The sequence below is a fragment of the Streptomyces sp. ME02-8801-2C genome (assembly GCF_033793965.1).
In the GTDB taxonomy this organism is placed as follows: Bacteria; Actinomycetota; Actinomycetes; order Streptomycetales; family Streptomycetaceae; genus Streptomyces.
The window spans coordinates 15,878-36,428 of sequence record NZ_JARAXP010000026.1 but is presented as its reverse complement, the minus strand read 5'-3'; the positions used below and the strand labels follow the sequence as shown (position 1 = coordinate 36,428).

The window sequence follows — 20,551 nt, the reverse complement described above, 5'->3', positions numbered from 1 at the left end:
GCGGCGCGCTCTGCATCCGGCAGTCCGCGTGATGGGGGAGACATGGTTCGAGTAGGCGACGGGCCCGCGCCTGTGCGGCAGGGCGGCGGCTCGCAGACCCCCGTTGCCCTCTTACCGGCTCAGCAGGTGACGTCCGAGGTGCGGTTCACCGTACTCGGTACGGTACGGGCCTGGCGGGCCGGCACCGAACTGCACACCGGTCCTCCGCGGCAACAGGCCCTGCTCGCCGTGCTGTTGGCGAGCGCGGGCCTGCCCGTGTCGCTGCCGGAGATGGTGAGCCTGTTGTGGGGCGGCAGCGCTCCCCCGACCGCCGCGAACGTCGTCCGGCGCCACATCGGCTCGGTGCGCCGGATGATCGAGCCGGCCCTGCCCCGTATGGCGAGCGGACAGTGGCTCGTGGGAGGCGGGGGCGGATACCGCGTCAACGTCGACGCCCGTTCCCTGGACCTTCTTCGGTTCCGTGAGCTGTACACGCAGGCGCGTGCGGCGCGCGACACGGGTCGTAGGGAGCGGGCTGTCGAAAACTACGCCGAGGCCCTCCAGCTGTGGCGGGGGCCCGCGGCAGCCGGGGTCGGCGCCGAGGTGCGCGGGCACCCCCTGTTCACGCATCTCGACAACGAACGTCTGACGGTCGCCAAGGAGGCGGCGGACCTCGCTCTCCGGCTCGGGGACGTCGAGCCGATCCTCGTAGTTCTGCAGGCGCTGACCGACCAGCATCGGCTGGACGAGCCACTGCACAGCCGGCTGATCCTCGCCCTGTCGAAGGCCGGGCGGCAGGCCGAGGCCCTCGAGGTGTTCCACGGTCTGCGCGACCGGCTCCACGACGAACTGGGAGTCGGGCCTTCGGCCGGTCTGAGCCAGGCGCACCAACAGGTGCTGGCCGGAGCCCTGTTGGCGTCCCCGCCACCCGGCACAGCAGAACAGCCCGGCTTGGGAAGCACACCGTCCCCGTTCCCACGTCCGGCCCAACTTCCCGCCGCGCCCTTCCACTTCGTGGGCCGGGATGCCGAAGTCGACCACCTGCTGTCCCAGTTCGCCTCTGCCGACCGCGCGGCCCCCGCAGCCCGGGCCCTGATCATCAACGCGATCGGCGGGATGGCCGGGGTGGGCAAGACGACTCTCGCCCTCCACCTCGCCCATCAGGTCGCCGACCGGTACCCGGACGGGCAGTTGTACGTCAACCTCCGTGGCTTCGATCTCAACGGATCGGCAATGGCCCCGGCGGAGGCGATCCGCGGTTTCCTGGAGAATCTCGGCATCCCCCCGCGGCGGATACCCGACGAACTGGACGCCCAAGCCGCCCTCTACCGAAGCCTGCTGGCCACCCGACGTGTGCTGGTCCTGCTCGACAACGCCCGCGACGCGGAACAGGTCCGGCCCCTCCTTCCCGGCTCGGCAGGCTCCCTGGTGCTGATCACGAGCCGAAACCAGCTGGGCAGCCTCGTGGCGGCCCACGGCGCGCACCCGTTGAGGCTCGACGTCATGTCAGCCGAGAACGCCCGGGAGACTCTCGTACGGCGGCTCGGGGCCGACCGTGTCGACAGCGAGCCCGAGGCGACGGAAACGATCATCTCCCTGTGCGGCCGGCTCCCGCTGGCCCTGTCGGTGATCGCGGCCCGGGTCCTGATGAACCCTCACCTGCCGCTGAGCGCGATGGCCGCGCAGCTCCAGGAGGCCGACGGGAGCCTGGACGCCTTTCACAGCACGGATCACTTCAGCGACGTGCGGGCGGTGTTCGACTGGTCCTACCGCACACTCTCCGACGCGACGGCCCGGCTGTTCCGGCTGCTGTCGCTGCATCCCGGAGCCACTTTCGACACTCGTTCCGCCGCCGCGCTCGCCGGCCTCACCCTCCGCACGACCCGTACGCTGCTGGACCAACTCGTGCGGGCGCACCTCGTCACCATGGAGGAGCACGACCGGCACCGCCTGCACGATCTGCTGCGTGCCTACGGACGTGAGGCGACCGACACCCACGACACCGGCTCGGACAGAAGCGCGGCCAAGGACAGGCTGTTCCAGCACTACCTGGGGACGGCGCACGCCGCCCTGCGGCAGCTGGACCCGGCCCGCGCCTTTCCGCATCCCTTGCTCGGCGAACCGGTCACGGCCGACACCGCACCCGACTCCCCGGAGGCGGCGGTGCGATGGTTCCGGACGGAACGGCTCACGCTGACCGAGCTGGTGCGTCAGGTCGTGCGGGACGATCGGCCCGGCGACGCCTGGCGGCTGGCACGCCTGCTCGATCCGATGTACGAACGGGTGGGTCATTGGCACGACTGGGCGGACCTCCAGCTCACCGCGCTGGAGGCGGCCCGGCGGTCGGGGGAGGCGACCGGCCTGGCACACGCGCACGCGGGCCTGGGGCGGGCCCACTCGCTGCTGCGCCGGTACGGGTCCGCTGAGGAGCACCTGCAGCAGGCCCTCGTCCTGTTCGAGACTCTCGGTGACGACATGGGGCAGGCGCACTGTCTGCGGATGCTCGGCTGGGTGATGACGCGTACGGAACGCGACCTCGAGGCGATCGACTGCACCCGCCGGGCCCTCGACCTGTACCGGATCGCCGGGCATGTCGGCGCCCAGGCCGACTGCCTCAACGCCATTGCCTGGTTCCACGCCGCACTCGGTGCCCACGACGAAGCTGTCACGAGTGCCGTGCGGTCGTTGCTGCTGCATCGCCGTACGTCCGACACCGGCGGGTCGGACCAGGCGAATGCCTGGGACACCCTGGCCTTCGCCCACCATCACCTCGGCAATCTGGCTCGGGCCCGTCTCTGCTACGAGCGGGCGATCCGCCTGCTGCGGGCGGGCGGGGATCGCTACAACGAAGCGGGCAGTATCAACCGGCTCGGGGACACGCTCGCTCTCGACGGCGACCTCGAGACGGCTCGCGCCCGGTGGAGTGAGGCGGTCGGCATCATCGCCCCGATGGATCCGGACTGGGCGTCCGAGATCCGGGAGAAGGTCACCGCGCGGTCGCGGTGACCCCGTACTCCTGCTTGTCACGGGGACAGACGTCGGCGAACCGTTTCCGCGTCGGGATGCGCGAGGTCGTCCAGGATCAGCAGAGCCTGGCTCCAGGAAGTGCGGGCCTCGGTGCCGGCACCCGCCGATTCCTGGCTGTCGCCGATGTGGACGAGGGTGTCGGCCTCCAGGTATCTGTCGTGGAGGAGTCGATAGAGCGTCAAGGCGTGCCGGTAGCAGCCGACGGCTTTCTCGTACGCGCCGAGATGATGGTGGGCGTAGCCGAGGCTGTCCCACGCAGCGGCTTCGCCGTTGGTGTCGTCCAGGTGGTGGTGGAGGTCGAGTGCCTGCCGGCACTCCACGAGCGCCTGGGTGTGGTCGCCGCGCAGGATGTGGGTCCACCCCACCTCGTTGTGCACCTGGGCCCGGCCGCTGTGCTGCCCCGTGTCCGTGTACAGGGCGTGGGCGACGGAGTAGTGGGCCAGCGCGGCATCGTGCCGGCCCTCCTTGTTCTCGAAGAAGGCCAGGTAGCGATGGGTTCGGGCTTCGCCGCCCCGGTCGGAGGCGGCCGCGAACAGCTCCAGGGCCGTGGTGAGGTGGTCCTTCGCCCGTCCGGTGTCACTGAGACGGCCGTGGCCGAACCCCAGAGCGCGGTGGGCGTGGGCACGGCCGCGAAGATCGTCCGACCGTTGCGCGGCGTCGAGGGCCGCGGTCTGCAGGGTGAGCTGTTCCTGCCAGCGGCCGTGCCGGTCGAGATGGAGTTCCACCGTGCTGGCCAGCTGCCAGCAGCGGGTCGGGGCGTGGAGTCGTGCGGGGCCGTGCGAAACAGCGGCCAGGACGACGGGTATGTGCGTATCCATCCACTGCGCCGCCTCTTGACGGTCGGTGAACTCGACGGGCGCCGACCCGTCGACCGGCGCGGGGAGGGTCAGCCGTTCCCGGTGCGGAGCGAGCATGGCACTCGCACGGTGCGCGCCGTGCAGCAGGTGATCGAGCAACCGGTGCACGGCCTCGGCCTGATCCGCCGGGGAGTCGTGGACGCGGAGCAGCTCACTCGCGTACGACCGCAGGAGGTCGTGGCACACGAAGCGGCCGGGGAAGCGTTCGGTGAGCAGGTGGGCGCCGATCAGCTCGGACAGCGCCCGCGCTACCTGTTCCTGGGGCAGGCCGAGGAGGCTCGAGGCGGTCGCGAGGGTTGTGTCCGCGCCCGGGTGGAGCGACAGAGTGCGGAAGACCCGGGCGGCGAGGGGTGTGAGTACCTGGTAGGACCAGGACAGGATGGTCTCGATGTCGGTGGTCGGGTCCCCCGCCGACAGGGTCGCCAGCCGGTTGTCCTCCTCTCGCAGTTCCGCGGCGAGAACGGCGAGATCGACCTGCGGGTTCATGGCTGTGCGGGCGCTGACGATGGCCAGTGCGAGCGGAAGACCGGCGCAGGAGTCGATGATGTCCTGGACCGCCTGGGGCTGCGCGGCCAACCGCTCGTGACCCAGGCGGCGCGACAGGAACGTATGCGCGTCGGTGTCGTCGAGCACGTCGAGGGCGACCGGGTGCGCGCCCTCGTCCACCAGTTGGGAGAGGAACGTACGGCTGGTCACGATGGCGAGGCAGCCGGCCGTGCCCGGCAGCAGCGGGCGGACCTGTTCGGTGTCCCTGGCGTTGTCCAGGACGACCAGGATCCGCTTTCCGGTCAGGAGGCCGCGGTACAGGGAAGCCTGGGCGTCGACGCTCACCGGCACCTGTTCCGGGGGAACTCCCAGAGCGTCAAGGAACGATCTCAGGATCTGTTCGGGGCCGACCGTCGCCTCGCCCGGGTCGAAGCCGCGCAGGTCGGCGTAGAGCTGTCCGTCGGGGTAGCGGTGGGCGACCTCGTGGGCCCAGTGGATGGACAGGGCGGTCTTGCCGACACCGGCCATACCGCCGATGGCGCTGATGACGACGGACTGGGCGGACGCGCCGTCGGCGGGCAGCAGGCCGTACGCCAAGGCCATCTCCGCCTGCCGACCGGTGAAGACGCCCAGGTCCGGGGGGAGTTGGGCGGGCGGCGCGGTATGCGACAGGGTGGACGGCTTCTCGAGGGTCTTCCCTGTGCCGCGGCTTTCCGACCGGGGGTGGCGGATTTCCTCGGCCGCCTCCTCCAACTCGGGACCGGGGTCGAGCCCGAGTTCCTCGCTCAGCCGTCTCCTGATGTCGTCGTAGCGCTGACGCGCCTGCCGCGTGTCCCCGGTGCGGTGCAGGACGGTGACGAGTCGGGCGTGCAGCGCTTCGTCCAGCGGATGGGCGGCTGCCGCCCTGTGGAGCGGCAGCAGGACGCGCTCCGGGTGGACACCTCCGGCGTCGAGGGCGGCGTCGACTCCGTCCTTCATGGCGTCCGGGTACTCACGGTCGACGCGCGTGAACATGGGGTGGGTGCGCACAGACATCGGCAATCCGCTGACGAGCGGTCCGCGCCACAGCTCGAGTGCGTCCATCAGAGCGCTCACGCACCTGGCGTTGTCGCCGGCGCGTCGGTGTTCATCGGCACCGATACGCAGGGCACGGAACCGAAGGAGGTCGAGCTGGTCGGTGCCGAACTGTAACCGGTAACCGCCCGACGCCCGTACCAGGAGCGGGAGTTGAGGGCTGCCCGGGTGTGTACCGAGTACCTTGCGCAGCGCCCCGACGTGACGGTGCACGAGGTTCGGCGCGCTCTGCGGAGCCGTATCGCCCCAGAGCACGTCGATGATCTCGGACATCAGTACGGGCCGGTCGGGCTGGGTCAGCAGGACGGCCAGCAGAGCGCGCCGCATGGGCGGACCGAGGTCGAGCTCTGTCCCGCCCTTCCAGGCCTTGAGCGGACCGAGCACCGTCGCACGCACGAGATCCAAGGTTGAGAGGTCCTGACGAAGGGAGCCGAACACGACGACGGACGAGAGGGGCAGGGGGCAGAGGGCAGGTAGAGGGCAGCGGGCAGCGGGCCCTCGGACAGTACCTTCCGCCGTCCTGCGGAGCAGCACCTTTTCGTCACATGCGGAGCGATGGGCAGCGCCGGTCATCACCTTTCGGTCACCTGTCCGTCACCACGCCCTGCGTAGCGTGGGCGAGGCCCGGTCGCCCTTACGTCCCCGGAAGGTGATGGAGACACGATGTTATCGATGGTCATCCACGACCCTCGTCTGTTGCACGAACGGTTTCTGAAAGCGTGCCGCAGCACCGCCGACCCCGTCGCCGTGGTCAGCGACGTCACCCTGTTGACCAACAGCCCGGCGGCCGCGCTGGTACGCGCCGACGACCGTCCGTTGTTGTGGGAGTGGGCGCGCCAGGAGGTCGCGTCCAGTGTGCGGGGAGCGCCTGCGCCGCGGGCGGTCGCACTGGCGTCCGGAGCCCGGCCGCAACTCTCGGAGGGCATCTCGATGGGGACGGCTCTGGTCGGAGCGATCGTCCGGTTCACGGACCCTGTTTCCGCACGGCTTCCGCGTTCCGCTTCCCGGGCGGAGGGCCGGCGCGCGAACTGGGCCGATCTGACGGAGTCGCAGCGTCTGGTGGCCGAGCACGTGGCCCACGGTCTGACCAACCGGGAGACGGCCGCACTGCTGTCCGTCTCACGCCACACGGTGGATTACCACTTGCGGCACGTCTTCAGGAAGTTGGAGATCCGTTCCCGGGTCGAACTCGCCCGGCTGGTGGCAGAGGTGACGGCCGACAAGGGGCGTCTGCGGGGGTGAGCGTCCCCCGGCCCGGCGGTCGGCCGACAGCGACCGCCGAGGCTCCGACGGGCGCGTCCGTCGGAGCCTCGGATGCCGTCAGGCCAGGCTGAAACGCTCGGCGTGCACCTGGACGGGGGGAACCTTCAGCCCGTGCAGGGCGCCGAGTACGACCGAGGTCATGGCGGGCGGGCCGCAGACGTACACATCGCGTTCGGCAATGTCGGGAACCAGCGCGCGGAGACTCTCCGGCTCGAACGGCGAGCTGCCCTCCCCCCTGCGGCCGGTGAGCAGGTGCAGCTGCCCGCCGAGGGCCGTGACCAGGGTGCGTACCTCGTCGACCAGCACGGCGTCGTTCTCGCTGCGCACCCGGTAGAGGACGACGACGTCGTCGGCCGGTTCCTCCTCCAGCAGGGCGCGAACCGGTGTGATGCCCACTCCTCCGGCGATCAGCAGTGCGCCGGGCCGCGTGCGATGCAGTGAGGTGAACGCCCCGTAGGGTCCTTCGACGAACGCGCGGGTCCCTACGGGGATGTGGCGCAGGCCGGCGCTGGCACTGCCTGCCGCCTTCGCCGTCAGGCGCAATGTGCGGCCGTCCGGTGCCGCCGACAGCGAGAAGGGATTGGCCAGCCACCAGTGGTTGTGCCCGGGGAACCGCCAGATGCAGAACTGGCCCGCCCTGGCGGGCAGTCGGTCGAGGTGGCGGCCGGTGACGTGGACCGACACGACGTCGTCGGACTCCGCGACCACCTCGACGACCTCGAACCGGTGATAGGCGTTGCGCCACAGCGGCACGACGATCCGTCCCGTGAGCAGGGAACCGAAGGCGAACAGCCACAGCGCCCACCAGTAGATCTTCGCGAGCGCGGAGGAGCTGAAGGTCGTGGTCTCCTGCAACTGGTGGACGAACGCCAGCCCCAACGCCACGTACAGCAGCAGGTGTACGCCGTGCCACGTCTCGTACCGCAGCCGCCGCCTCACCCCTCTGGTGGAGACCGAGGCGACCACGACGACGAGCGCCGCGGCCAGCATGCCGAGCAGGGAGGCCGGTACTCCGGCGAGCGAGAAGAACGTCTTCGTCATCGACGTGTCGGAAAGGTCGGCGTAGCCGAGCACCACCAGCACGGCGTGGGTGAGGAGGGTCCACAGCAGGGTGAAGCCGACCCAGCGGTGCCACACCGTCAACCGGTCCATGCCGATACGACGGTCGAGCCACGGCAGCCGGGCCACCAGCAGCAGTTGGAACAGCATCAGCACGGCGGCGTGCAGGCCGAAGAACTTGGCGACCGTGAGCACCCCGTTCTTGCCGGTCCCGGCGGTGAGGAACAGGACCTCGACGATCACCAGGTTGGCGATGACAAACGTCCACAACGCCCATCGCGCCGCGACGACCGGAGGTATGGCACCCTCTCGCACCCGTGTAGTTGTCGCCTCCACCATTTCCCCTCTTGTTCTGACGTACCTGTGCCCAAGGGTGGTTGCGGCCCCTGGGCGGGCAAGAGTACGGAACATGGCGAGAAGTGGGGCCTATTTGGCCTCGACTGTTCTTGTTCCGGGACCTGCCCGTCGCACTCCCCCGCCGTAGGTGAAGCGCATCGACGATGCCACTTCGCCTGCTCGGCTTGTTCGAAATCGCCAATAACCTGCTGAATCTCAGAGCATCCCTGCGTTCACCCACTTGTTTCGTCGGACATCTATCGTTAATTTCCTTGTCTTAGCGAAGCGCTTCGACAGCCTGAGATCCTCGAAGGAGATCCGATGACGTCAGCCAAGCACGCACTGGTCGTGCGCGGTGGCTGGGAGGGTCACGTCCCCGTGGCCGCCACCGACCGCTACGTCACCGCACTCAAGGCGGACGGCTACGCGGTGACCGTCTCCGACACTCTCGACAGCTACCTCGACGAGGATCTGCTCGCCGCCACCGATCTGGTGGTGCAGTGCTGGACCATGGGAGAGATCACCGGCCCGCAGGCGGAGGGCCTGTGCCGGGCCGTCCTCGCGGGCACCGGTCTGGCCGGATGGCACGGCGGCATCATCGACGCGTTCCGCGCCGAGACCCGCTACCAGTTGATGACCGGTGGTCAATTCGTCTACCACCCGAGGGAGTTCACCACCTATCAGGTGCGCCCGGTGCCGGAGAAGACCGGTCACCCGGTGATGTCCGGCATCGAACCCTTCACCGTCACCACCGAGCAGTACTACCTTCACGTGGACCCGGCGATCGAGGTGCTCGCCGTCACCGAGTACGGCCCCGACGCCGAGCATCCCGAGCTCGCCGGAACGTCGGTGCCGGTCGCCTGGACCCGGCTCTGGGGCGCGGGCCGGGTGTTCGTCACCACGATCGGACACAGCCTCGCCGACCTGGAGGTTCCCCAGGTCGACGCGATGATCAGGAAGGGCATGGCATGGGCGACGCGCTGAAGGACCAGTCACCGTTGCGCATCGGGGTGGTCGGCGCCGGACAGATCAGCGGGGCGTATCTGCGGACCTTCGCCACACTGCCGAACGTGTCCGTCACCGCGGTCGCCGACCTGGACGGGGCCCGCGCCGCCGCCGTCGCGGCCACGGTCCCCGGTGCCCGCGCCACCGTCGCGGAGAAGCTGTACGCGGCCGAGGACGTCGACCTCGTCCTCAATCTGACCATTCCCGCCGCGCACGCCGAGGTCGCCCAGGCCGCGATCGCCGCGGGCAGGCATGTGTACGGCGAGAAGCCGCTGGCCGCGACCACCGAGGAAGCCCGGGCCGTCCTGGCGGCGGCCGACGCCGCGGGCGTACGGGTGGGCTGTGCGCCGGACACGGTCCTCGGCACCGGCGTGCAGTCGGCCCGCGCGGTCCTGGACGCCGACGAGATCGGTACGCCCGTCGCCGCCACCGCCTTCATGGTCGCGCCCGGCCATGAACTCTGGCACCCGGCCCCGGAGTTCTACTACCGGCCGGGCGGCGGCCCGCTGTTCGACATGGGCCCGTACTACCTCACCGCCCTGGTGACGCTGCTCGGTCCGGTGCGCAGAGTGGTCGGTATGGCGTCCACCTCGCGCGACGTACGCACCATCGGCAGCGGTCCTCGAGCCGGCACCGAGTTCCCGGTGGAGGTGGCCACCCATGTCACCGGTGTCCTGGAGCATGAGAGCGGAGTGCTGTCCACCCTGGTGATGTCGTTCGACGTCTGGGCGGGCACCTTGCCGCGTATCGAGGTGTACGGCACCGGGGGCTCGCTGTCCGTCCCTGATCCCAACGGTTTCGACGGCCCGGTGCGTCTCTTCCGGGCCCAGGCCGGGCACTGGGAGGACGTTCCCGTGCGGGGTGGCTACGCGGGGGCCGAGCGCGGCTACGGGGTCGCGGATCTCGCCCGTGGCCTCGCCACCAACTCCCCGCACCGCGCCGATGGCCAACTCGCCTACCACGTACTGGAGACCATGGAGTCGCTGCTCCTCGCGTCCCAGCGGGGCCAGGCCGTCCTGGTCGCCAGTCACTGCGAGCGGCCCGCCGCCGTGCCCGTACACGCCAGGCCCGAAACCGAGTGACCTGACGACGGCAGGGGGGTGCATGCGTGCGCTCCGCCCGTGAGCGCACGGGCGGAGCCATGGCCAAACACCGGCCGGTGCTGGACCATCTCGTAGAGGCCGACCACCGAGCGAAGGGGACACACATGCGGGCTAATGACATGGATATGACATTCGGGGTGTGGGGTCGGCGAAGGCGCACGGGGGTGCTCGTCGCGGTGACCGCCCTGCTGGCGCCGCTCCTGAGCGGGTTGGGAGCCACCGGTACTGCGCGGGCGGCCACGGTGGATACCGGCGCGTCATCCACGCTGGTCGACCGGGGCAGCGGCAAGTTACCGGAGCAGGGGCGACCGGTCCCGGCGAGAGGCGTGCCGGCACAGGTGCACACCGCTGGGCGGGTCAAGGACGCCGGGAAGACCGTGCAGTACAGCTGGCCCGGGGTGTACTTCGAGGGTCGTGTCAGCGGCACCGGTGTGGGCATCGTCCTCAACGACTCGGCCGCCGACTACGACGTCCAGATCGACGGAACCACCGTCGCCACGCTCGTCACGCCCGGTAACACGACGCGCTGGATCAACGGTCTGTCGAAGCGCACGCACACTGTCCGGCTCGTCAAGCGCAACGACACCCCGTGGGACACCAGCGCCTTCGGAGGGTTCGTCGCCGCGCCCGGCGGTGCCGTACTGAGCAAGCCTGCCGCGCGCAAGCGCCAGATCGAGTTCGTCGGTGACTCCCTCACGGTGGGCTACGGCAATCTGTCGACCTCACGCACCTGCACGGGGGACCAGCTCAGGCGGAACACCAACTCCGATGTGAGCTACGGCGCCCTCACCGCCCGGCGACTGAACGCCGACTACCAGATCAACGGCTATTCGGGCCTCGGCATGGTGCGCAACTACAACGGCGGCTCCCCGGACGTCACTTACCGGACCTTCTACGACCGTGCCCTGCTGAACACGCCGGGCGACGTCTGGCAGAACCCGGGCACCTGGCGCCCCCAGGTCGTGGTGGTCAACCTCGGCACCAACGACTTCTCGACTGCCGTCAACCCCGGTGAGCCGTGGACGCCGGAGACCCTCGCGGCTGCCTACCGCAGCGCCTACGGCGACTTCGTCCAGAAGCTGCGCACACGCTACGGGGCGCGTACGACCATCGTGGCGGTGGGCGCCGGACAGTACGCGGGCCATGTCCAGCAGGTGGTCAAGGCGCGCAACGACGCCGGCGACAGCAGGGTCCGCTACTGGTTCCTCGACGACTCGGGGCTGGACTACCTCGGCTGCGACTGGCACTACTCGGCCCACGACGACCGACTCATCGCCGACCGGCTCACCTCGTACCTCGCCGGTCTGCCGACACGCTGGTGACGCCAGCGGCCCCGAAGGAGCGCCCAGGGGCCCCAGCGGGCTCAGGTGGTCGGACGAGCGTGCACGCTGACCGCGTAGCCGCCGCCCTGCTGGTAGGGATCGCCGGACCAGGTCGCGTAGCGGTGTCGCAGGGTCAGTCCTGCCTGGGTGCACCAGTGGTCGAAGTCCGGCAGGGTGACCGGCGGTTCAGGCAGCGGCAGGTGTGCCGCGTCCAGCCCCATGCCTGTGACCAGCAGTCCGCCGGGGCGCAGCGTGGCAGCCAGTTGCCGGACGACGGTCGCCTCGGTGCCGGGGGCGAGCAGGGGGATGACGTTTCCGGCGGCGAGCGCCAGGTCGAAGCCGGGTTCCAGGCCGAGGGCGTCCAGGTGGGTCAGATCGCCGTGGAGCCATTCCTGCGCAGGGGCGTCGCGGCGGGCGACGGCGAGCATGGAGGGGTCGATGTCCACGCCGGTGCAGTGGTGGCCCAGTTCGGCAAGCCGGATCGCGATCCGGCCGGTGCCGCAGCCGGCGTCTAGTACCCGGGCGGGGGCAGTCAGCAGGGCGGCGCAGAAGTTGGCCTCGCCGTGGATGTCCTGGCCCGCTGCGGCGAGCCGCGCGAAACGCTCGGCGTATCCCTCCCCGGCGTCCCCGCCTGTCAGTTCCGTCCAACGGTCGCGTGGCCTGGTCATGTTCTGTGTGTCCTCCGGTCAGTTTCGTCGGCGGTGACGAGAGCGGCGTCATCGCGCTTTCACTGATCGTAGACATCGGCCCCGTGGCGGCGAGGGCTCTCATCGGTGCGCCGCCGCGTGAGCGAGGACCCGGCGGCACGGCCGATGGCCGGTACCGCCGGGTCCCGGGGGTTGTGCGTCTGCCGGGTGCCGTCTCGAGGCGGGCCGGGCCCTGTTCACGAGGGGCGGCCCACGGGCCCACGGACCGACGGCGCTATCCGGTGCTGTCGGCCCGACGGTCCGGCCTCACTTCAGGTGGCGGTCCAAGAACCGGCATCCGTCCTCCAGCTCGAACCACGGGGTGCCGGTATGCCCGCCCAGGTTGGCGTGCAGTGTCTTCTCCTTGCTGCCGAAGGCGTCGAACAGGTCCAGGGCCCGCTGCCGGGGGTTCCCCTCGTCGTCCCACTGCAGCAGGAGCAGCAGCGGAATGGTGACCTGCCGGGCCTCCTCGCGCTGGGCGCGGGGCACGTAACCCCCGGCGAAGAAACCGGCGGCGGCGATGCGCGGCTCGACCACCGCGAACCGGATGCCGAGGGCGGTCCATCCTCCGGAGTACCCGACCGGGCCGCGTGTCTCGGGCAGTTCGAGGAGTGCGTCCAGAGCGGTCTGCCAGTCCGGGACGGCCTTTTCGAGCAGGGGGCCGATGAAGGACTCGAAGATCTCGTCGACCTGCTCGCCGGCCTGCATGGCCCGCCGGAGCTCGGCACGGGCCTGCTCGTCGGCGGCGGAACGGGGCCGGTCGCCGCACCCGGCCGCGTCGATACTGGCCACCGCGTAGCCGCGCGCCGCCGTGTACCGGGCCCGGGCCACGAGCCGGGGGTCCGCCTTGGGCAGGCCGTTGTTGTGGGCCATCAGGACGAGCGGGGCCGGTTCGGATCCAGGTGTCCACAACGTCCCGGGGATGTCCCCGAGGGTGAATTCGCGTTCGAGTACGCCGTCGTCGAGGCGCTGTTCGGAAGTGAAGTGCATGGTCGTGCCTTTCGGGAGTGCGCGTGAACGGCGCTCCCGGACGACCTATCGCCCGACCGTGACCCCGGAGGGGAGCACCCATGTCGTTACTGCGTTCACGGGTACCACCTCCTCGTTCTCTCGCACGGCCTCCGGGAACCTAGCAGTGGCGGCCGTGGTCCGCCAACGGGTTTTCTGCCAAGTCTCCGGGGCCGTGCCGCCTCACCACGGACAGCAAAGGATCAAGCGGCGGCTCCGCTCCGCTGCGCGGCCGTGTGCGGCACCCAGACGACGGCGTGGAAAGGTCCGTTGACGGTGGCCGGGACGGTGGGCGGAAGTGCCGCGCTTCCCGCGACCACGCCGTGGCAGTTGACCTGCGACGCGGAGGAGTTGAGGCCGCCGAGGGAGGGGAGGTAGGTGAAGTCGCCGTTGTCGGCGCGGGCGACGAAGGCGAAGGAGTTGGGGGCGAAGTTGTTGCCGACCATGGCGTTCCCGGCTATCTGTTCGACCTCGGTGACACCACGCCCGGAGCCGATCGTGGCGCTCGTGCGGGTCCTGAGGTCGAACTTGCTGGAGAGCAGGCCGTCGCCGCCGACCACGTTGCTCCCGCTGATCAGTTGCGCGGTCAGGAAGCGGGACCCCAGGTCCGTACGGCTGCCGGTGCGGAGGTCGTAGGCGTATCCGGTGAGGCCGCCCGCCGCCGTCCGGGACTGGCCGACCACGATGGGGCCGCTGATGTCGTTGGCCGTGCTGGAGCTTCCGCCGAGGGTGCCGAGATCGGTCATCGTCCCGGTACGCAGGTTGTACGCGAACCCGTGCGTCCTGTTGGCAGGCGTGTTCGGCAGGGCCGAGGTGCCGACGACGTTCGCACCGCTGACTGCCGCCGCCGTGCTGTTGCCCGAGGGGCCGGCGAGGCTGCCGAGATCGGTCATGGTGCGGGTGCGCAGGCTGTAGGCGAACGCGTGGGTGACGAGGTCGCCGGGCAGCGACGACGTCCCCACCACGGTGTCACCGCTGAGGCCGGTGATGTCGGTGCTGCTGCCGCCGAGCGTGCCGATGTCGACGAGTCGGCCGGTCCTGAGGTTGTAGGTGAATCCATGGGTCGAGCCGTCGGTGGAGAGGGTCGACTCCCCGACGATGTGGTTGCCTTCCACGTCGATCGCCCGGCTGGAGCCCCCGAGCGTGCCCAGGTCGGTCATGGTGTGCCTGCGCAGGTCGTATGCGAAGGCGTGTTCGGCGGCGTCGCCGCTCGTCAGTGAGCTCCCGACCACGGTGTTCCCGTCGATGGCGGTCGCCTTGCTGCGGGTACCGCCCAGGGTGCCGAGATCCTGCACGGCGTACTGCACGGACCCCGCCGCCGGCTCGGCCGACGATGTGTCGGCCCCGTACGCCGGACCGGCGCCCGCGGCGAGCAGGCCCGCGCCCGCCAGAATCCAGGCACGTAAACGTATGCGCATGATCCCCCCTGAGAACGATCGGTCGTGATGAGCACCTCGGCGGACCGCTGCGCCCTCCCCAGGCACGGGTCGACCGGATGCTGCACAGCCCTCACTTGTACACCAGTTCCCATCGGCCAGACAGGGGTCGGTCGGCCACAGACCAGGCTCTGCAGCCGGGCCCGGGCCGGCCGCCCCGCACCGGGCCGTATCTGCGACGACATGCGCCGCGACCTGCCCTCGCGGCCCGCGCCCGAAGCCGTCCACCGTTTCCTCTTGCGTGCTGCGCGATCCGCCCTCATCATCAGGATTCCTGTTTATTTAACGTTGCAGTGATAGGTGGCTGAGCCGTGCTGTTCAATCCCGGGATCAAGGCCAGAGGCGTGCAGCTGCTGCTCGGCCGCGTGATGAGCCGTGTACACAAGGACCTGCGCTTCACCGACATTCCGAAGCGCACCGAAACCCTCCGGGTGGAGACCAGCGTCGGGCCGGTGACCTGCACCGTCTATCGCCCGCCGGTCACCGGCACGGCTGCCGCTCCCCCCGTGTACGTCAACTTCCACGGCGGCGGGTTCGTGATCGCCCGCCCCGAGCAGGACGATCACCTCTGCCGCTACATAGCCGCCACGGCCGGCTGCGTGGTCATCAACGTGGACTACGCCGTCGCCCCGCAGCGCCCCCACCCCGTCCCGGTCACCCAGGCCTACGAGGTCACCGCGTGGACGGCCGAGAACGGCACCGTCCACGGGTGGGACGGCTCCCGACTCGCCGTCGGCGGACACAGTGCGGGAGCCAGCCTGACGGCCGCGGTGTGCCGGACGGCCCGTGAGCGCGGCACGTTCACACCTCGGCTCCAGATCCTCGACTCGGGCCCGTTCGACCAGGTCGCCGACCCGGCCACCAAACAGTCCCCGATAGCCAAGCCGCTGCTCACGCCCCCGCTCATGCGGATCTTCACCGCGGCCTACGTCCCGGATCCCGGGGACCTCGCCGACCCTCTCGTCTCGCCCGGCCTCGCCGACGACCTCGCAGGACTGCCGCCGGCCCTGGTCATCACCGCGGAGCACGACCGCCTGCGCGACGAAGGCGCCGCGTACGCCAAGGCACTGGAATCCGCGAGCGTACCGGTCACCCACCGCGACTTCGAAGGTGTGGACCACTACTTCACCCACACCGGCCCGGTGCCTGCCGGTAAGGAGGCCATCGACCTGATGGCCACCACCCTCCGCGCCGCGCTCGACGCCTGACGGCGCGACGGGCTCCGTACGGCACCGGCGGACCCGGGCGGCACCTGTGTGAGCGCGCCACGATCGCGCCGAGCCTAGTCCCGGATCGGGGCTGGGACACCGCCCGGGGCCCGCGCGGCGATCCTCAACGCGGGCGAGGAACGGCCGAGCGCTCAGCGATCAGTCGGAGAAGACGTCGCGAGTGGGCGCAGGACCATCAGTGAATCTTCCGGGGTCGCCACCATGGCGAAGGCGAACCGGTCGAGTTCGAGGCAGAGGGCGACGTCGTCCGGGTGCACTCCTTGTCGTACCCCTTCGGCCAGTTCGGTTGCGGCGCGCGAATCGGCGGCGCGACGGAGGAATTCCGCGGCGTCGGTCCCCGACTCCCCCGCCCACCTCCGAGCGATGTACTGGGCACACGCCAGGTCTTCGTCGGCCCGGCCGTCTTCGCCGGTGACCACGAACGTGACACTGTCCCCCGCGCGCGTCCGCAGGACCTCTGCCGTGGCCTCCGCGACCACGAAGCCGGCGCACAGCACCAGCGAGGCGTCCTTGACCGCGAGGGCGCCGACCGTCCCTGCCGTGGTCTTCTGCACGACGGTTCGTCCGGCAAGGTCCACGGACCGCAGCAGGCCGGGCGAGTTGACCATGTCGAAGCCCGGCGCGGGCGGACCGTCCTTGAGCGCCGCCCAGTCCGGATGGCGGGACTTGAGCGCCAGGGCCTCGTCCAGCGACTCGGCGAGAACGATCTGCTCCGCGCCCTGGGCGAAGGCCCACGCGGCCACGGTGAAGGCGCGCATGACGTCGATCACGACCGCGACGGACGGGACTTCGACCAGATCGGGGATACCGAGGAAACGGGAGTTCATTCCGCTCATGATCGCGCATGCTCGAGGTGAAGACCCGATGGAGTTGCGAACGGACGGTAGTGTTCGCGCCATGATCACGACATTGATCGGTGTCTGTGGCGCGCTCGCCGGCGGGATCGTCGGCTCGCTGATCACTCAGTTGCTGCAACGACGCAACGCGGCCCTGGACCGGTTGCACGAGGTGCGCATCGACGCGTACCGGAACTACGCCATCGCGATCATGGAGTTCCGCAAGGCCCTGATGGACCGGTGGTTCATCGAGAACGAGGGGCGTCCCCACCTCACGGGTCACGCCGTGTACGAGACGCGCAACGCGGCCTGGTCGGCGTACTTCCAGGTGGCACTGGTCGCAGGGGACCGTGCCATAGTGGCGCGCGCGGAGGAGGCGCGCGATCTGGCCTCCGCGCTGAAGAACGCCGCCGACCGGGCGGAGCTCAACTCACAGGCCGAGGCGTGCCGTTCGGCGGTGGGGCGCTTCGCCGAGCTGGCCCGGCACGAGGTGGCACCGCACTGAACGCGTACTCCGCGGAAGCCCGGCGTGGCCGCACGTGTCGTGCCATCGTAGGCAAGTGACACAGCACTCACAGAGGCCGCACGGCGCGACGCCGGCGACCGTCATCCAGAATCTGACGGACCACGGCGTGCTTCTGCCCGGAGACCTTTCGTCCCGTCTCGATCGTCTGATCGCTCCCTCGAAGGTGACCGACCTCGAAGGGCGCCCGTCCGCAGGCCAGTTGGTGACCGCCTACTGCGCCATCAAGGGGAACCAGAACAGGACCAACGAGCCGGACGCTGTCTGGATCGTCCTGTACTCGCTCTTCCGTGAGCTGTTCGCCCGCCACACGCCCGGCCTGCCCGAGGCGTTGAAGGCCGAGAAGCTGGGACTGATGCGGACCAGGATCGAGATAGGTCTGCGGATCGGCGGACGCTGCTTCCATCTGGGCCGTGAACTCCTGCGCGTCGACGGCGAGTCGGACTCGGGACGGTTTCTGCTCAACGAGTCGGTACGCCAGCTGACCTGGGTGCGCGACACCGAGAACCGGCTCAACGACACCACCCGCCGCAAGTACTACGGCCAGCTCTCCGCGGCCCAGGTGATCCTGTCCCGGCGCGTCACCGTCGCCGCCGACGTCGAACAGCTTCTGCGCGGCGCCGCCCGCCTCTCGCTGGAAGCCCAGGAGCTCGGCGACACCACCGAAGAGCACTACGCCTACCAGGCGGAGATCGGACTGCGCCTGTACGACGTCACCAAGGACGTCGCCCACCTGGAACAGGCTCGCGCCTCCGCCACCGTCCCTGCGGAAACCCACAGGACGAAGAGGCTGCGCGCCGCTGCCGCCGACGCTCTGGCCCACCACGGGTACTTCCTGTTCAGGGCGGGCGAGAACAGCGCCGGTCTGGTCCTGTTGCGTCAGGCCGAGGACGAGTACACCGCCGCCCTGGACCTGGTCGAACCCGCCAGCACCCAGGACGGCTACCTGGCGGCCAAACGCGCACAACTGCGGTACCACCGCTACCGGGTCGACGTGGACCGCAACGGCCGACGTACGACCGAACTGCTCGACCTGGCTCTGGACGACTGGCTGCGCCCCGACGCCGAAGCCCACTCCATGGCGAACACCGTCATCCACGCGCTCCTCGACAGGGCCCGTGTCCGGGCCCGGCGCAACGACCGCGCGGGCGCCGCCGCCGACCACGCCCAGGCACGCGCCCTGCTCGAGCCCGGCGCCCCTTCCATGGTCGAGACGAAACTGCGCGTCACGGAACTCGAGCAGGCGGTGGACGCGGCGCTGAAGGCGGACGACCTGCCGCGTCTGGCTGGGCTGGTCGCCGACATCGCGGACACGCCGGTCGACGCGCCCATCCCCGCAGCCGCCCTCGTACAGGCCACCAAGGTCCTCGCAGGGCACTTGACCGAGGGCGACGAGCGCGGCGACGAGTGGCATGCCCTGCTGTCCCAGGCGCTGGACCGGCTCGAAATCGATCTGGAGCACCCCACCCAAACGCCCGCGTCCCGGCACAGGACCGCCGGGCATGCCGCCCTCATGGCCTGGTTCCTGGCCCGCCGCGCCGGGAGTACGGAAGAGCTGGCCCGTACCATCCAGCTCTACCGGCTGAGCTTCGACGCCGTGGACACCACGCCCAGTGTCGACGCGCAGGCCAACGCGGGCGCGTGCGCACTCAAGTTGGCCAAGATGCTCCTGGCGGGCGACGCGGCCGACGCCGAGGAAGCCCTGGGACTGCTCACCGACGGAATGGCCTGGCTGGGCTCGGCCCTGCGACGGGCACAGGAGAACCCCGCCCTGGCCAGGGGAGACTTCGACCCGACGATCGCGCACAGCAAACTCGGCGAGAGCGCGTTGCGCGCGTACCCGCTCACCGCGGACCCGTCCCTGCTCGAGCTGGCGCTCGTCCATCTCCAGGCCGCACGTGACCTCGGGCAGGACGCGGTCGAGCTCACCGGTCTGCTGGGGGACGCCTACTACCGGCGCGGGACACGCAACCGCGACGTCGAGGATCTCGAACAGGTCCTCGCGTTCAAGGACGAGGCGTTCTCCGGCGTCCCCGAGTTCGCCCAGCGGGAGAACCGCAGCGTCACCGCGGCCACCGTCATGCGTCTCGCCGCGCTCACCGACGAGCCCGGGCTGCTCACCGACGCGGCGCTGCGGGCCCTCCAGGCAACGGTGTGCGACCCCACGTGGCCATGGGCGGTGATGCAGCTGGCCGGTCTGGCGACGTCCCATCAGCACCTGGCCACGGCCACCCTGCTGATTTCGCAACCCGAGGACCTGGCTGCCGCGGTGGCCACCGGACAACGTGGCGAGTTGTTGCGGCGCGCGGCACAACTGGCCGTCGACAACAAGGAGTTCGACGACTCCGTCCTCGGCGGGCAGGCGCGTCCCGGCCTTCGAGGTGTGCGTGTCATCAACGACCCGCACCGACTGATCGAACAGTCGATCGTCCTCAAACGGCTGGGTGGCGAGGAGGCCCGCGAGGAACGCGACGCCACCGTCCGGTTCGGCGAGTGGCTGCGCCAGAGCCCCGCCCCGGACAACTGGACCCTGCCCGAACCGATGGCCGTCATCGACGTCGAGGACGGCGACGCGGTCTACGTCATGCGGCGCTCCCAGGGCCGGGTCCTCGGCGCCTCCGCGCTCGACCGGCTCCGCGCCCGTGACGCCGGCGATCCCGTCCTACGGTTTCGCGAAGCCCTGCGCTACCTCGCCGCCTTCCAGGCCTGGCGGGTCTCCCCCGGCGCGGGCGGCGAAGCCCTCTCCGTCACGTGCGGCGAACCCGAGCGGACGGCGTTCGCGGCCCAACTGGCCAAGGCTGGCCGCAAGTTCATACTCGACGAGCGTCAGCGGGAGCTGCTCCACACCGTGTGCGCGCCTTTCGTGGCCGACGGTTCTCCCGCTGTGGCCAAGAAGGACCCGCATCCCGGCAACTGGCTGTGGACTCCTCGCGGTGACCTGGTGATGATCGACATCGAGGCCACGGTGGCGCTGCCGCTGCTCCAGGAAGCGGTCACCGTCATCGACGACCTTCCGCTGCTCGAGATGACGCCCGAGGGCTGGGAGCGCCGTCATGCCCTGGCGGCTGAATACGTCGAAGCGCTCCGTGACTTCGGGTTTCCGCTCGACGCCGGTCCCCCGCTTGTCGAGCGGTACGAGGCCATGGCGGCGCTGCATGCCGTCAAGGGCCTCGGCCGGCTCCGGCACGCGGACCTCGGGGTGTCGTCCTTCGCGCTGGCGTCGCGTCGCCTCCAGGAGGCGCACTACCGTGCCCTTCTCCACCACCTCAGGGAGTGGGCGACCGGCTCCGACGTACGAGCCCTCGCCGCCACCTTCGATTGA

14 protein-coding genes are annotated in these 20,551 nt (G+C 70.2%); 8 read left to right on the top strand and 6 right to left on the bottom strand.

The window, feature by feature from the left end; genetic code table 11:
- Window positions 1-126: 126 nt before the first annotated feature.
- Window positions 127-2,985, top strand: a complete 2,859-nt coding sequence (locus PV396_RS41435) for an AfsR/SARP family transcriptional regulator (protein ID WP_319213529.1) — start codon at window positions 127-129, stop codon at window positions 2,983-2,985.
- A gap of 17 nt (window positions 2,986-3,002) precedes the next feature.
- Here the strand turns inward: PV396_RS41435 and PV396_RS41430 are convergent, their stop codons facing one another.
- Window positions 3,003-5,819, bottom strand: coding sequence for an AfsR/SARP family transcriptional regulator (locus PV396_RS41430; protein ID WP_319213528.1), 2,817 nt, complete (start codon window positions 5,817-5,819; stop codon window positions 3,003-3,005).
- A gap of 276 nt (window positions 5,820-6,095) precedes the next feature.
- Between PV396_RS41430 and PV396_RS41425 the strand changes: the two genes are divergently transcribed.
- The gene (locus PV396_RS41425; protein ID WP_319213527.1) at window positions 6,096-6,665 is read left to right on the top strand and encodes a helix-turn-helix transcriptional regulator; all 570 of its coding nucleotides are present in this window, start codon (window positions 6,096-6,098) and stop codon (window positions 6,663-6,665) included.
- A 78-nt stretch (window positions 6,666-6,743) separates the two neighbouring features.
- Here the strand turns inward: PV396_RS41425 and PV396_RS41420 are convergent, their stop codons facing one another.
- On the bottom strand, window positions 6,744-8,084 hold the full coding sequence (locus tag PV396_RS41420) for a ferric reductase-like transmembrane domain-containing protein (protein WP_416071573.1): 1,341 nt from the start codon (window positions 8,082-8,084) through the stop codon (window positions 6,744-6,746).
- Between the two features lie 318 nt (window positions 8,085-8,402).
- Between PV396_RS41420 and PV396_RS41415 the strand changes: the two genes are divergently transcribed.
- From PV396_RS41415 to PV396_RS41405, 3 genes are all read left to right on the top strand, one after another.
- Window positions 8,403-9,065 carry a ThuA domain-containing protein gene (locus PV396_RS41415; protein WP_319213523.1) on the top strand — a complete coding sequence of 221 codons (663 nt, stop codon included), beginning with the start codon at window positions 8,403-8,405 and terminating at the stop codon, window positions 9,063-9,065.
- Complete coding sequence (locus tag PV396_RS41410; RefSeq protein ID WP_319213521.1) at window positions 9,050-10,168, top strand: Gfo/Idh/MocA family oxidoreductase; 1,119 nt, start codon at window positions 9,050-9,052, stop codon at window positions 10,166-10,168. The genes PV396_RS41415 and PV396_RS41410 overlap by 16 nt, the downstream gene beginning before the upstream one ends.
- 287 nt (window positions 10,169-10,455) lie before the next feature.
- Entirely contained in the window at window positions 10,456-11,511 is a 1,056-nt protein-coding gene (locus PV396_RS41405) for an SGNH/GDSL hydrolase family protein (RefSeq protein ID WP_416071575.1), read from the top strand.
- Between the two features lie 41 nt (window positions 11,512-11,552).
- Here PV396_RS41405 and PV396_RS41400 read toward each other — a convergent pair whose 3' ends face one another.
- The 3 genes from PV396_RS41400 to PV396_RS41390 all read right to left on the bottom strand — a co-directional run bounded on the left by PV396_RS41400 (window position 11,553) and on the right by PV396_RS41390 (window position 14,623).
- A complete protein-coding gene (locus PV396_RS41400; protein WP_319213519.1) occupies window positions 11,553-12,179 on the bottom strand; it encodes a class I SAM-dependent methyltransferase in 627 nt (208 codons plus the stop codon).
- 285 nt (window positions 12,180-12,464) lie between these two features.
- Window positions 12,465-13,187: an alpha/beta hydrolase gene (locus PV396_RS41395; RefSeq protein WP_319213517.1), complete on the bottom strand. Its 723-nt coding sequence runs from the start codon at window positions 13,185-13,187 to the stop codon at window positions 12,465-12,467.
- Window positions 13,188-13,408: 221 nt separating this feature from the next.
- Entirely contained in the window at window positions 13,409-14,623 is a 1,215-nt protein-coding gene (locus PV396_RS41390) for a hypothetical protein (protein ID WP_319213515.1), read from the bottom strand.
- 386 nt (window positions 14,624-15,009) lie between these two features.
- Here PV396_RS41390 and PV396_RS41385 point away from each other — a divergent pair, with 386 nt between their 5' ends.
- The gene (locus tag PV396_RS41385; RefSeq protein ID WP_416071574.1) at window positions 15,010-15,849 is read left to right on the top strand and encodes an alpha/beta hydrolase; all 840 of its coding nucleotides are present in this window, start codon (window positions 15,010-15,012) and stop codon (window positions 15,847-15,849) included.
- A gap of 152 nt (window positions 15,850-16,001) precedes the next feature.
- Here PV396_RS41385 and PV396_RS41380 read toward each other — a convergent pair whose 3' ends face one another.
- Entirely contained in the window at window positions 16,002-16,697 is a 696-nt protein-coding gene (locus PV396_RS41380; RefSeq protein ID WP_319213565.1) for a 2-phosphosulfolactate phosphatase, read from the bottom strand.
- A 70-nt stretch (window positions 16,698-16,767) separates the two neighbouring features.
- Between PV396_RS41380 and PV396_RS41375 the strand changes: the two genes are divergently transcribed.
- Together PV396_RS41375 and PV396_RS41370 are read left to right on the top strand one after the other, a co-directional pair.
- Window positions 16,768-17,211: a hypothetical protein gene (locus PV396_RS41375; protein WP_319213513.1), complete on the top strand. Its 444-nt coding sequence runs from the start codon at window positions 16,768-16,770 to the stop codon at window positions 17,209-17,211.
- Window positions 17,212-17,266: 55 nt separating this feature from the next.
- Window positions 17,267-20,551, top strand: a complete 3,285-nt coding sequence (locus PV396_RS41370) for a hypothetical protein (RefSeq protein ID WP_319213512.1) — start codon at window positions 17,267-17,269, stop codon at window positions 20,549-20,551.

What these genes read in the sequence shown, in the direction of transcription:
- PV396_RS41425 (WP_319213527.1), top strand. Translation starts at nt 6,096, where the DNA reads ATGGTCATCCACGACCCTCGTCTGTTGCACGAACGGTTTCTGAAAGCG.
- PV396_RS41420 (WP_416071573.1), bottom strand. Translation starts at nt 8,084, where the DNA reads ATGGTGGAGGCGACAACTACACGGGTGCGAGAGGGTGCCATACCTCCG.
- PV396_RS41415 (WP_319213523.1), top strand. Translation starts at nt 8,403, where the DNA reads ATGACGTCAGCCAAGCACGCACTGGTCGTGCGCGGTGGCTGGGAGGGT.
- PV396_RS41410 (WP_319213521.1), top strand. Translation starts at nt 9,050, where the DNA reads ATGGGCGACGCGCTGAAGGACCAGTCACCGTTGCGCATCGGGGTGGTC.
- PV396_RS41400 (WP_319213519.1), bottom strand. Translation starts at nt 12,179, where the DNA reads ATGACCAGGCCACGCGACCGTTGGACGGAACTGACAGGCGGGGACGCC.
- PV396_RS41395 (WP_319213517.1), bottom strand. Translation starts at nt 13,187, where the DNA reads ATGCACTTCACTTCCGAACAGCGCCTCGACGACGGCGTACTCGAACGC.
- PV396_RS41390 (WP_319213515.1), bottom strand. Translation starts at nt 14,623, where the DNA reads ATGCGCATACGTTTACGTGCCTGGATTCTGGCGGGCGCGGGCCTGCTC.
- PV396_RS41385 (WP_416071574.1), top strand. Translation starts at nt 15,010, where the DNA reads ATGAGCCGTGTACACAAGGACCTGCGCTTCACCGACATTCCGAAGCGC.
- PV396_RS41380 (WP_319213565.1), bottom strand. Translation starts at nt 16,697, where the DNA reads ATGAACTCCCGTTTCCTCGGTATCCCCGATCTGGTCGAAGTCCCGTCC.
- PV396_RS41375 (WP_319213513.1), top strand. Translation starts at nt 16,768, where the DNA reads ATGATCACGACATTGATCGGTGTCTGTGGCGCGCTCGCCGGCGGGATC.